The 11,176-nt window shown below is 66.8% G+C and carries 11 protein-coding genes, 1 tRNA gene and 1 pseudogene; 7 read left to right on the top strand and 6 right to left on the bottom strand.

All coding sequences use genetic code 11. The features are described 5' to 3' along the window. From RV045_RS09245 to RV045_RS09260, 4 genes and pseudogenes are all read left to right on the top strand, one after another. A partial coding sequence (locus RV045_RS09245) for a hypothetical protein (protein ID WP_423235500.1) occupies window positions 1–421 on the top strand: 421 nt, incomplete at its 5' end. 60 nt (window positions 422–481) lie between these two features. Then, entirely contained in the window at window positions 482–958 is a 477-nt protein-coding gene (locus RV045_RS09250; protein WP_423235501.1) for a DUF2924 domain-containing protein, read from the top strand. Then, window positions 955–2,304: pseudogene (locus RV045_RS09255) on the top strand (recombinase family protein). Before RV045_RS09250 ends, RV045_RS09255 begins: the two are co-directional and overlap by 4 nt. Continuing rightward, window positions 2,301–2,753 (top strand): hypothetical protein, encoded by a 453-nt coding sequence (locus RV045_RS09260; protein ID WP_423235502.1) that lies wholly within the window; start codon window positions 2,301–2,303, stop codon window positions 2,751–2,753. The pseudogene RV045_RS09255 and the gene RV045_RS09260 overlap by 4 nt, the downstream one beginning before the upstream one ends. Before the next feature lie 13 nt (window positions 2,754–2,766). Here RV045_RS09260 and RV045_RS09265 read toward each other — a convergent pair whose 3' ends face one another. The 4 genes from RV045_RS09265 to grxD form a co-directional block, all read right to left on the bottom strand. Next, window positions 2,767–4,110, bottom strand: coding sequence for a hypothetical protein (locus RV045_RS09265; protein WP_423235503.1), 1,344 nt, complete (start codon window positions 4,108–4,110; stop codon window positions 2,767–2,769). A 297-nt stretch (window positions 4,111–4,407) separates the two neighbouring features. Next, window positions 4,408–4,483 (bottom strand) — tRNA-Ala (locus RV045_RS09270). Continuing rightward, the gene (locus tag RV045_RS09275) at window positions 4,474–5,637 is read right to left on the bottom strand and encodes a bifunctional nicotinamide-nucleotide adenylyltransferase/Nudix hydroxylase (protein ID WP_423235504.1); all 1,164 of its coding nucleotides are present in this window, start codon (window positions 5,635–5,637) and stop codon (window positions 4,474–4,476) included. Before RV045_RS09275 ends, RV045_RS09270 begins: the two co-directional genes overlap by 10 nt. Window positions 5,638–5,641: 4 nt before the next feature. Continuing rightward, window positions 5,642–5,962: a Grx4 family monothiol glutaredoxin gene (grxD, locus tag RV045_RS09280; protein ID WP_423235505.1), complete on the bottom strand. Its 321-nt coding sequence runs from the start codon at window positions 5,960–5,962 to the stop codon at window positions 5,642–5,644. A gap of 50 nt (window positions 5,963–6,012) precedes the next feature. On the opposite strand from grxD, the gene RV045_RS09285 reads away from it, so the two are divergent. Further along, the gene (locus RV045_RS09285) at window positions 6,013–7,161 is read left to right on the top strand and encodes a DUF533 domain-containing protein (RefSeq protein ID WP_423235506.1); all 1,149 of its coding nucleotides are present in this window, start codon (window positions 6,013–6,015) and stop codon (window positions 7,159–7,161) included. Window positions 7,162–7,185: 24 nt separating this feature from the next. Here RV045_RS09285 and RV045_RS09290 read toward each other — a convergent pair whose 3' ends face one another. After that, a complete protein-coding gene (locus RV045_RS09290; protein ID WP_423235507.1) occupies window positions 7,186–7,965 on the bottom strand; it encodes a LytR/AlgR family response regulator transcription factor in 780 nt (259 codons plus the stop codon). Then, complete coding sequence (locus tag RV045_RS09295) at window positions 7,962–8,975, bottom strand: sensor histidine kinase (protein WP_423235508.1); 1,014 nt, start codon at window positions 8,973–8,975, stop codon at window positions 7,962–7,964. Before RV045_RS09295 ends, RV045_RS09290 begins: the two co-directional genes overlap by 4 nt. Window positions 8,976–9,077: 102 nt before the next feature. Here RV045_RS09295 and RV045_RS09300 point away from each other — a divergent pair, with 102 nt between their 5' ends. Both RV045_RS09300 and argH read left to right on the top strand, forming a co-directional pair. After that, a complete protein-coding gene (locus RV045_RS09300; protein WP_423235509.1) occupies window positions 9,078–9,635 on the top strand; it encodes a hypothetical protein in 558 nt (185 codons plus the stop codon). A 44-nt stretch (window positions 9,636–9,679) separates the two neighbouring features. Next, window positions 9,680–11,137, top strand: coding sequence for an argininosuccinate lyase (gene argH / locus RV045_RS09305; protein WP_423235510.1), 1,458 nt, complete (start codon window positions 9,680–9,682; stop codon window positions 11,135–11,137). Window positions 11,138–11,176: the final 39 nt, after the last annotated feature.

Here is an 11,176-nt window from a genome sequence, read left to right on the forward strand (position 1 = left end):
ACAAGGGATACGTTTTTCAGGGACAAGGTCAGAACGCCTGCAGCACTACAACCCCGAAGTCGAGCAGCGCGTGCAAGGCTGGTTTGCCAGCGGCCAGCCGCTGGTCTGGATTCCCATCCTCAGCCAGGAGAACTTCCCGGACGTGCCCCAGCAACTGCTGGAGTTTGCCGACCACTACCAGGAGGCCATGCGCTGGCCTATCCACGAGATGGAAGACCTGTTGCAGTTGCCCAACGGCATCACCGGCTGGTTGATGCCTGCCACAGCCACCGACACCGACGTGGCCTGCGGGGTGTGGGACGGCGAGATCTACATCTTGGGTATTAAGGACCGGCGTACCGGCAAACCGCAGACGCTGCTGGGCGAGCGTTTCGATGTAGCGACAGGGCAAGTCGACGACCCCGAACAGAGCGCGGTTTGACTTGGCTTCTGGTCGCCACAGCGCGTTCATGGACCTGTCTCAACAACAGGATTTTGTGCAATGACAGATAACAAGAACACGGGTATCCAGGCCACGCCCATCTCGACCCAGCTGGCCGCGCTGCCATCCCTGCCCATGGCCGAGCTCTGGGCGCTGTGGGATCAGCACTTTCCCCGGCTGCCCAGCCACCGCAATCGTAATTACGTCGAATCGCGTCTGGCCTACCGCATCCAGGAGCTGACCTACGGCGCGCTGCCCACCAACATCCGCAAGATGCTGGTTGAGGCCGGTGCCAGGCATTCCAAGATCAAGTCCGCCGCCGGTCGCAGCGCGCAAACCCTGCTGATGCCCGGCACCACGCTGATTCGGGAATGGAACGAGCGCGAGTACCGCGTGACGGTCACGCCCGATGGCCTGTATGCCCTGGATGGCCAGGTATTCAAGAGCCTGTCGGCGGCGGCCCGCCACATTACCGGCACCCGCTGGAATGGGCCGAAGTTTTTTGGTCTGCGGGGCGGCAAGGGAGATGGTCAATGAACGCGCCCCTGCTTGTGCCACCGAAACGCTGCGCGGTGTATTGCCGTGTCTCCAGCGACGAACGGCTGGATCAGTCCTTCAATTCCATCGATGCCCAGAAGGAAGCTGGGCACGCCTTCATCAAGAGCCAGAGCCACGAGGGCTGGATCGCGGTGGCCGATGATTACGACGATGGCGGTTTCTCTGGCGGCAACATGGAGCGGCCCGCCCTGCGCCGCCTGATGGCGGACATCCAGATGGGCAAGGTCGACATCGTGGTCGTCTACAAGATCGACCGGCTATCACGCTCGCTGGCGGATTTTGCGCGGATGGTCGATGTGTTCGACCGCCACCGGGTCAGCTTCAGCGCGGTCACGCAGCAGATCAACTCGGCCACCTCGATGGGCCGGTTGATGCTCAACGTGCTGCTGTCCTTCGCGCAATTCGAACGGGAAGTGACCGGCGAGCGCATCCGCGACAAGATCGCGGCCAGCAAGGCCAAGGGGATGTGGATGGGCGGGCCGCTGCCGCTGGGGTACGACGTTCGGGATCGGCTGCTCATGGTGAATGAAACAGAAGCCAAGCTGGTGCGCCGAATCTTCGATGACTTTGTGACCGTGCGCTCGGCCACCCTGATGGCCAAGACCTACGGCGCGCAAGGCATGGTCACCAAGGGAGGCAAGCCCTTCACCAAGCAGACCATCTACAAGATGCTACACAACCGGATGTACCTGGGCGAGATCGTCCACAAGGGGCAGAGCTTCCCCGGACAGCACCAGGCCATCATCACCCAGGCACAGTGGGATGCGGTTCACGCGCTAATCGCCACCGATGGCATCGAGCGGCGGCGCGAGACCAACGACCGCATCCGCGAACCGGTGCTGCTGCGCGGCCTGCTGTTCTCACCCGATGGCGAACGGCTGGTGCCCAGCTACACGGTCAAGAAGGGCAAGACTTACCGCTACTACACGCCGAACAAGCACCGGCGCTTCGGCGCCTGGGCCAGCAGCCACGGGCCGTTGCCAGCGGTGCCCATTGAGGAATTGGTGACGCAGCAAATCGTGGCGGCGCTGTCAGCGCCGCACATCGTGCAGTCGGTGTAGGATCGGATTCGGACAGCCCGCCCAGACCTGTCGGAGCCTGAGGTCGTGCTTCCGATGCGAAATCTGGCGGGCCTGTGGCAACAGCTGTTCCCCGCCGAACAGTGTCGAATGGCGCAGTTGCTGATCGAGCGCGTGGTGATTGCCGACGGCGGGCTGGAAATCATCTGGCGCGATCAGGGCTGGCAGGAACTGGCCGGGGAACTGATGCCCGGCACCATCGGCGCGGAATTGCAGGAGTGGGAGCAGCAGGAGGTGGAGGCATGAAGCCGAAAGTGCAGCCATTGGGGGCAGCAATCGCCAGCGAACGCCGGGATGGCGGCCAAGTCAAGCTGTCCACCTTCATCCCGCTGAAGATCAGAAAGCGCGGCGCCAGCAAGGTGGTGGTGCGGCCGGATGGGGTGGTCGAGTCGCCGGGCATGGTCGCCACCCAGATCGACCAACCCCTGCTGGTGGCGCTGACGCGGGCCTTCTACTGGCAGCAACTGCTCGACGATGGCGTGGTCGGCAGCGGCAGCGACATCGCCCAGCGCGAAGGCCTGCACCACTCGACGGTCAACGAACTGCTGCGGCTAACCCTTCTAGAGCCCGCCATCATCCAGAGCATCCTGGCCGGGCAGCAGCCCAAGTGCATGAGCCTGCTGTGGTTCCAGCGGAATCCGCTGCCGACCGACTGGGTGGCGCAGCGGGAGGTGGTGGCAGGGTTTGATCGATGATCCGAACCGGAGGTCACCAGCCCGCTTCATCAAAGTTTTCGTCATCATCGTCGTCACCCTGCGTGGGCTGCGTCTCTGGTGATCGCTTGGATAGCGGCACGTAACGTTCGAGCGGGGTCTTCCACCCTCGAAAGAAGTCCAGGGGATCCTGGGTGCCGACGAACTCCCGGGCGAGTCGGAGTCGTTCAAGGACAGCCCGACGTTCCGACGCCGGAAGGGGCTGGGCCCGATCTTCGACGCCTCGGAAGAACTCTTCAAGGCGGATGACCTTCGACCAGGCCTGTATGACTTGTTCGAGCTGCTCCCGGCTCTCTTTCACTGACAGCGCGATGCGGCGCCGGTCATCTTCCTGTCGACGACGTTCTTCCTCTGCAAGTCGCTCCAGCCGCCAGATTTCCGCCTGGCGCTCCGCCTCTTGCATTTTTTCGATCATGGGTGCGACTTCCCGCTCGATGGACGTCACGATCTGAGGAATGTCCTGTGTCAGAGTTCGAGCCTTGGTCTCGTGATATGGGGCCGACCAGGAAACGCTGCGGTATGGTGAGTAGACGACCAGTCGCATGCGACCGGACGGCAGATCTCGAGTGGTCGTCCATGTGTGGTCGACGTTGCGCCTGGTCTTTGGGGGCACGTGCTCCGATTCACGGATGTACTTGCCATTGACGTACCGCATCTCGACTGACTCTGTCATCTCAATGACCGCCAGCCCGAAGGCAATCGAGTCGACATAGACGACCGTCGGCCGAAAGGGGGACCAGGGACGGTTGTACCCGTATGGGTCGTATCGGGGCTCTTTCTTTGGCGGCACTTCCTTCTCGTCGATGTGCTCCCGGCGAAACTGAGCGTCCGGCGGCGCAATCACCACGCGGTGGCCTGCAGACTCGAGGGCATTGAACAGGTCATTGGCAAAGTCCAATGCCTTGTCAATCCCGGAACGAGATGCGGTGATGTCGACCAACAGTTTCTTGTAGGGCTTCAGATGGACTTCATCATCGACCTTGCGGCCTGCCAGGAAGCGGGTCTTAGCGCCCCGGATCAAGCCATGAATGCCAACGACGGGCCGGGCTGGACGTGGAATGCGAGGCGTGGACGCCAGGCGCGGCTTCGGCATTGCCGGTGCCGGTAATCCGTCGGCGCGCGACCACACCACGGGATCACCCGGCAGCGGCTCTGGTAGCGCCGGCCGCTGCGGCGCCTTGCCCACGGCCAACTTGGCCCAGTAGCCGCGTTCAGGACGGGGCACGCGAAGCTCAGTGCACACTCGGGCGAGGTAACTTCCCGAGACCTCGAACTTCTCGGCAACCTTGATCATTGGCGTCGACCATACCAATTCGTAGAGTTCTTCCCTCGTCACCATTTTCGACCCCTTCGTCATCGATCTTGATGGACACAAGGGTAATGTGAGTGGTCGATCCGGTGCTCTGGTGACCTTGGTTGACGATGAACCGGCGCGCGTAAGTTGTTGATTTCGCTAGACCTGCATCTGCGCCTACCCGCAGGCCAAACGGAGAATAGAGACGGCTCTGGCGGGGAAAGTGGCCGATTTCAGGCATTTCGGCGGTTGGTCACCCGCAGCACTGATTGCCGGAACCCCGCGTGGCGCGGGGATTTCAGGCAAGAAAAAGGGCCCGGAGAATTTCCGAGCCCTTGTGTATGGTGGAGAGGAGGAGGATCGAACTCCCGACCTCGTCATTGCGAACGACGCGCTCTCCCAGCTGAGCTACCCCCCCACTGCGGTCAAAATTCTAGCATCGTCTGGCGGTGTCAGGCCCAGAAAGTGGTCGAGCATGTGGAAATGGTCGTCCAGAAAATGCGCTTCCAGCGCGGGCAGGCTGGCGACGGGCATCCAGCGCGCCAGCGCGGCGTCGTCGGCGCCTTCGACCAGCGGGCGCGGCCCGGCGCCCAGATCGAAATAGAAGGCGTGCGTGATGGTGCGCCCGCGCAGGCTGCGGTCGGGGTGATCGAACACCGCCTGGCCGCGGTGGGCGGCGCGCCAGTCGTCAATGCTGCGCTCAAGGCCCGTCTCTTCGCGCAGTTCGCGCAGGGCCGACTGCCAGGTGGTTTCGCGCGGGTCGATGAAACCGCCGGGCAGCGCCCACAGCCCCTGCCCCGGCGCCTGGCCGCGCTGCACCAGCAGCACGGCGTCGTCGCAGCGCACCAGCACGTCCACCGTCACGAAAACCGGTGGCCAGGGCGCGCCGGACCAGGAGAGCTGATACTCGCGCAGCATCTCCCACTCGGCGGCGAGCCGGGTGTAATCGGGCCGGTGCGTCCAGGCGCGCAGGAACTCGCGCGTGCTGTCATGCAGCGTATCGGCGCAGGCCGCCAGCGCCGCCTGCAGCCGCGCCGCGAAGGCCGGATGATCGGTGCGGCACACGCCCGGCGCCACCTGCGCGGCGTCAAAATAGCTGGCGCGGATGGCCGTAGCGTCGATGTCTATGCTGCGCGCCACCGGGTGCAACACCCAGCCGGGGAACTGCGCCAGATACTGGCTGCTGGCGTCTTTGAAGTGGCCGACCAGCGCGATGCCGCCCTGCGCTTCATCGACTGCCACGCCCGCATCGGCCAGGCAAGCGGCCACGCCGCTGCGCACGGCCTGCGTCCAGCGGGCGTTGTTGTAATAGTCGCGCACCGGCAGGAAGAGCACCCGCTCGCGCTGCGCTTCGGGCAGCGCCAGACGGATCAGCTCGGCGCGCTCGGACCACGACCACGGGTTCTTGGCCGTGCGCGCCTGGTGGGCGCTGCCTATGACCACGACCACCCGGTCGGCCAGCGCCAGAGCGTGCTCCAGCAACTGGCCGTGTCCCCGGTGAAAGGGCTGGAAACGGCCGATCAGGACGGCCGCCTTGTGTGCGGGCTCGGGCGCGGGCGCGGGCCGGTTCATGGCATCAGGACTGGACTTTTTCAGCCAGCGCCTGCAGTTCGCCGCTTTCAAACATCTCCATCATGATGTCCGAGCCGCCGATGAACTCGCCGTTGACGTACAGCTGCGGAATGGTCGGCCAGTTGGCGTAATCCTTGATGCCCTGGCGGATGGCGTCGTCTTCCAGCACGTTGACGGTGACGACTTTCTGGATGCCGGCCGATTTCAGCAGCTGGATGGCGCGGCCGGAAAAGCCGCACAGCGGAAACTGCGCGCTGCCTTTCATGAACAGGACGACGGGGTTTTCGGTGACGAGCTGCTCGATGCGCTGGCGGGTATCGCTCATGATGCGGGGCCAGAGAACAATCTGGCGATCAGGTGGAACATGGCGCGATTATGCGCGAGGCCCTGCGGCCTTGCCGCAATCAGGGGCAGGCAAAACCGAAGCCCGGGGCTGAACCCCCGCGCATCGGCGGGGTCATACTGGCAACTGTCCACCCCCCGGAGCCCCAAGCCATGACCCACGACCAGCAACGCGCCCTGCTCACCCTGTGCCTGATGGCGGCTTTTGCCGACGCGGGCCAGAACACGCCCGAGCGCGAACACATTCGCCGCATTGCCCAGAGCCTGTCCGGCCAGGGCGAACAGCCCATCGACGTCATGCCCCTGATGCAGGACGTGCTGCTGGGCCGCGCCGACCTGGCCGCCTGCGCCGCGCAGCTGGGCGACGCCAGCCAGCGCCAGCTCGCTTACGAAATGGCGCTGGGCGTGTGCGAAGCCGACGGCAGCACCTCGCCCGCCGAGGCCGATTTTCTGCAGCGTCTGGCCAGCGCGCTGGGCCTGAATAGCGATGCCACAGCGCCCGCCCACGCCGTGGCCCAGCAGGCGGCGCTGGCCGACGCGCCACTGGACGGCCCCTGGCCGCTGGTGCTCGCCCCGCAGACGGGGGCGGGCAGCGACGCCACAGGGACGGGCGATGCGGGCCGCTCGCCGCAGCCCGCCAGCAGCGGCGAGCGGCCCAGCAGCCTGCCCGCCACCGAGCTGCGCAGCATGATCCTGAACGCTTCCATATTGAACGGGGCGCTGGAACTGCTGCCCGAAACCCTGGCCAGCATGGCCATCATTCCCCTGCAGACGCGGCTGGTGTACCGCGTGGGCCAGGCGCACGGCTACGAGATGGATCGCGGCCACATCAAGGATTTCCTGGCCACGGTGGGTGTGGGGCTGACCTCGCAATACGTCGAGCAGTTCGGGCGCAAGCTGCTGGGCGGCCTGCTGGGTTCGCTGGGCGGCAAACTGGGCCGGGGCGTGGGCCAGCAGACGGCCAGTTCGGCGATGTCGTTTGTGAGCACCTACGCGCTGGGCCACGTCGCCTGGCGCTATTACGCGGGCGGGCGCCAGCTGGATGGGGCGTCGCTGAAAGCCGCTTTCAGTGACATGACGGCCAGCGCGCAGAGCCTGCGCAGCGAATACCTGCCGCAGATGCAGGAGCGCGCCCGCACGCTCAACCTGCAGCAGATTCTGGCGCAGGTGCGCGGCGGCTGAACCCCCTCCCCCCGCAGGCCGCCTTCAGGACGCGCCCAGCGCTGCCTTGACCGCCGCGAGCTGGCGGCGCGACACCGGCACCCAGCAGGCGGGCGCAGTGCCCGCCTGAATCTGCAGGATCCAGCCCTGCGAACTGGCCTTGAGCTGACGCAGCGCATGCACCGGCACCAGCATGTTGCGGTGCACGCGCAGCACGCGGTCGCCCAGGTGGTCCTGCCAGGCCTGCAGGCTGCCGTCCAGCAGATGACGCGCGGTGGTGGTCTGCAACTCCAGCAGCTTGCTGTCGGCGCGCCAGTACAGCACCTCGGCCAGCGGCAGGCGCAGCACGCGCTGGCTGTCCTGCAGCAGCACCTGCAGATCGCCCGCCCCATCGGCCGGCCGGGGCACGGCAGCCCCGGCGATCTGGCGGCGCCATTTGTCCAGACACTGCGCCAGGCGTTCGCGGCGCACGGGCTTGGTCAGATAGTCCAGCGCGTCCAGCTCGAAAGCGCGCAGCGCCTGGGCCGGGTCGGCGCTGACCAGCACCACGGCCGGGCGAAGTTCAGGCGACATCGGGGTCATCTGCGCCAGCCAGCTCATGCCATCCAGCCCCGGCATGTGGATGTCCAGGAAGATCAGCGCCAGCCCAGGCTCGCCCAGCAGGCTCTGGGCCTCGTGCGCACTGGCGGCTTCGATCAGGCGCAGGCCGGGCTGGGCCTCGCTCAGCAGGTGGGCCAGACGGGCGCGGGCCAGCGGTTCGTCGTCCACCAGCAGCGCAACGGGCGCGGCGGCAGCGGGGGCGGTAGAAGCGGGCGCGGCGCTCATGCGTCCAGCGGCAGCACCAGCCGCACTTCAAAGTGATCGGCGGCCTGACGCACGTCCAGCGCAGCAGCCAGGTCGTGCATCAGGCGCAGGCGCTGGCGCACATTGTCCAGCGCCATGCCGCGCCCGGGGGGCGGCGCAGGCAGCGCCGGGTCGGGCCGCGAGTTGCGGATCAGCACCTCGGCTGCGCCCAGGTGGCGACGCACCTGAACCCGGATCTCCCCCCCCGCCGGATCGGGATCGACGCCGTGGCGCACGGCGTTTTCCAGCAGCGGCTGCAGCGTCAGCGCGGGCAGGCGGGCGTGGGTGACAGATTCGTCGACCGTCCACTGAACCCGCAAGCGGCCGTCGCCAAAGCGCAGGGTTTCGATGTCCAGATACTGGTGGCCCAGACGCAGCTCGTCGGCCAGGGTGACAGCGCTGGCGGGCTGGTCCAGCGTGGCGCGGATCAGGTCGGACAGGTCTTCCAGCACGCGCTCGGCGCGCGGCGGGTCCAGCGTGACCAGCGCCAGCGCGCTGTTGAGCGTGTTAAACAGAAAGTGCGGCCGGATGCGCGCCTGCAGCTCGTCCAGGCGGCGCTGCGCTTCCAGCGGCGGCTGCACGCGCAGGGCAGCGTCCTGCCACAGCGCCAGCGGCGTCGCCCAGGCCCAGGCCAGTGCCACAGCCAGCAGGGGCTGCGGCGGAATCTGGATCAGGCCCCCCGCCGTGTCCACCCCCAGCGCCACCAGCGCGCACAGCAGCAGCAGCCCGCCCCAGCGCACCCGGGGCGGCCAGGCCGGCCACAGGCGCTGGCTGGCGGCCAGCCCCAGCCAGACCAGCAGCGTGCCGACCAGGATGCGCCACAGCGCGAAGCCGCTGGCGGCCAGAACGTCCAGCGTGGGCCGCCCGTCCGCCATGGCCAGCAGGGCCAGCACGCTGCTGCCCAGCGTCAGCGCCAGCGCGCGCAGCAGGCCCGTCGCCTGCGCCAGGGCGGGGCGGTAGAGCGCGGCAGCGGGTGAAGGTGACGAGGGCATGGTGTGTCCGGGATGCTGACGAATTTTAGCGGGGGGCTTGAGTCGCGGCGGGCTGCGGCTAGAATGGTCTGACCAATACTGCGCCGCGACGGCTTCCCCGCCATGACCGATCCCGATGCGAAACCTGAAAACCTGGCCGTTGATCAGGTCCGGACCGACAGCCAGCGACTGCGCGCGCAGATCAACCGCCAGGCGCTGCCGCACCGCGCCTTTGCCCTGATCGGCGTGGCTGTTCTTGCGGCGCTGTGGTACTGGGTCGCCCGCGAACTTCTGGCGCTGGGCAGCAGCCTGACTTACGACACGATACAGGCCATGGACGGCCAGATCACCCGCTTACTGCAGCGCGCCAGCCCTTATCTGTGGGGCGCGGTGGTGCTGGTCTGGACGCTGGTGATGCTGGCCATCGCCATGGCCTGGCTGCGCTGGCGGGGTCGCGAACTGCGCGCCCTGCCCGTCGATCCGCAGGCCTTCGCCGAAATGGCCCCGAGCCTGTGTGACGAAGTGCTGGACGTGATCGGCTGGTGCTGGACGGCGCCGCGCCGCGAACCGCTGACGCTGGGCGATCTTCAGCGCACGCTGACCGAGATCCGCCACGGCCGCATCGACAAACTGGCGCACATGCGCCGCCAGCAGGACTGGGTGGACGGCCTGCCTGGTTGAAGATCCGCCCGAATCACGCACAACGTACAACGCCCCCGAGAACCATGAACGCATCTTCTGACAGCCAGCTGCAGCGCAAGGACCAAGGCTGGTCCGCGCTGTTTTCCGAACCCATGAGCGAGCTCGTCCAGCGCTACACCGCCAGCGTCGGCTTCGACCAGCGCCTGTGGCGCGCCGACATCCGGGGCTCGCTGGCGCACGCGCGCATGCTGGGCCGCCAGGGGCTGATTTCTGCCCAGGACGTGGCCGACATCGAGCGCGGTCTGGCCGACATCGCCACCGAGATCGAAGCCGGTCGCTTCGAATGGAAGCTGATCCTGGAGGACGTCCACCTCAACATCGAAGCCGCGCTGACGCAGCGCGTGGGCGATGCGGGCAAGCGCCTGCACACCGGGCGCAGCCGCAACGACCAGGTCGCCACCGACATCCGCCTGTGGCTGCGCGACGAGATCGACGGCCTGGCCTCGCTGCTGGCGGCCATGCAGCTGGCGCTGCTGCGCGTGGCCGAACGCAGCGTGGACGTGATCCTGCCGGGCTTCACGCACATGCAGGTGGCGCAGCCGGTCAGCTTTGCGCACCACCTGCTGGCTTATGTCGAGATGTTTGCGCGTGACGCCGAGCGCCTGGCCGACCTGCGCAAGCGCGTCAACCGCCTGCCGCTGGGCGCGGCCGCTCTGGCGGGCACCAGCTACGCGCTGGACCGCGCCAGCGTCGCCGCCGAGCTGGGCTTTGATGCGCTGTGCGAAAACAGTCTGGACGCCGTCAGCGACCGCGATTTCGCCATCGAATTCACCGCCTTTGGCTCGCTGGTCATGGTGCACGTGTCGCGCCTGGCCGAAGAGATTGTTCTGTGGATGAGCCAGAACTTCGCCTTCATCAACCTGTCCGACCGCTACTGCACCGGCAGCTCGATCATGCCGCAGAAGCGCAACCCCGACGTGGCCGAACTGGCGCGCGGCAAATCGGGCCGCGTGGTGGGCCACCTGATGGGCCTGATCACCCTGATGAAGGGTCAGCCGCTGGCCTACAACAAGGACAACCAGGAAGACAAGGAGCCGCTGTTCGACACCGTGGACACGGTGCGCGACACGCTGCGCATCATGGCCGAAATGGTCGGCGGCGCCATCGATCCGGCGACCGGCGATGTCGATCCGAAAAACCCGGGCCTGACGGTCCAGCCCGAGGCCATGCGCAGCGCGGCGCTCAAGGGCTACGCCACCGCGACCGATCTGGCCGACCACCTGGTCAAGCACGGTGTGCCTTTCCGCGACGCGCACGAGGTGGTCGCGCACGGCGTCAAGCTGGCGATGGAACGCGGCCTGGACCTGGCCGAACTGCCGCTGGCTGACCTGAAAGCGCTGCACCCGCAGGTCGGCGACGACGTGCTGTCCGTGCTGACGCTGGAGGGCTCGCTGTCCGCCCGCCAGGTCGTGGGTGGCACCGCCCCGGTGCGCGTGCGCGAGCAGATCGCCCGCCACCAGGCGCGCCTGGCGGGGGCCTGAAGCAGCGGCCTGAATAACTTCATTCCAACAACATCCCAA

The sequence above is a fragment of the Amphibiibacter pelophylacis genome (assembly GCF_037688875.1).
GTDB classification, from domain to species: domain Bacteria; phylum Pseudomonadota; class Gammaproteobacteria; order Burkholderiales; family Burkholderiaceae_C; genus Amphibiibacter; species Amphibiibacter pelophylacis.

Bases quoted from the DNA above. Each gene is read 5' to 3' on its own strand.
- grxD (WP_423235505.1), bottom strand. From the start codon at position 5,962: ATGAGCGATACCCGCCAGCGCATCGAGCAGCTCGTCACCGAAAACCCC.
- argH (WP_423235510.1), top strand. From the start codon at position 9,680: ATGAACGCATCTTCTGACAGCCAGCTGCAGCGCAAGGACCAAGGCTGG.
- RV045_RS09285 (WP_423235506.1), top strand. From the start codon at position 6,013: ATGCGCGAGGCCCTGCGGCCTTGCCGCAATCAGGGGCAGGCAAAACCG.
- RV045_RS09250 (WP_423235501.1), top strand. From the start codon at position 482: ATGACAGATAACAAGAACACGGGTATCCAGGCCACGCCCATCTCGACC.
- RV045_RS09260 (WP_423235502.1), top strand. From the start codon at position 2,301: ATGAAGCCGAAAGTGCAGCCATTGGGGGCAGCAATCGCCAGCGAACGC.
- RV045_RS09275 (WP_423235504.1), bottom strand. From the start codon at position 5,637: ATGAACCGGCCCGCGCCCGCGCCCGAGCCCGCACACAAGGCGGCCGTC.
- RV045_RS09290 (WP_423235507.1), bottom strand. From the start codon at position 7,965: ATGAGCGCCGCGCCCGCTTCTACCGCCCCCGCTGCCGCCGCGCCCGTT.
- RV045_RS09295 (WP_423235508.1), bottom strand. From the start codon at position 8,975: ATGCCCTCGTCACCTTCACCCGCTGCCGCGCTCTACCGCCCCGCCCTG.
- RV045_RS09300 (WP_423235509.1), top strand. From the start codon at position 9,078: ATGACCGATCCCGATGCGAAACCTGAAAACCTGGCCGTTGATCAGGTC.
- RV045_RS09265 (WP_423235503.1), bottom strand. From the start codon at position 4,110: ATGGTGACGAGGGAAGAACTCTACGAATTGGTATGGTCGACGCCAATG.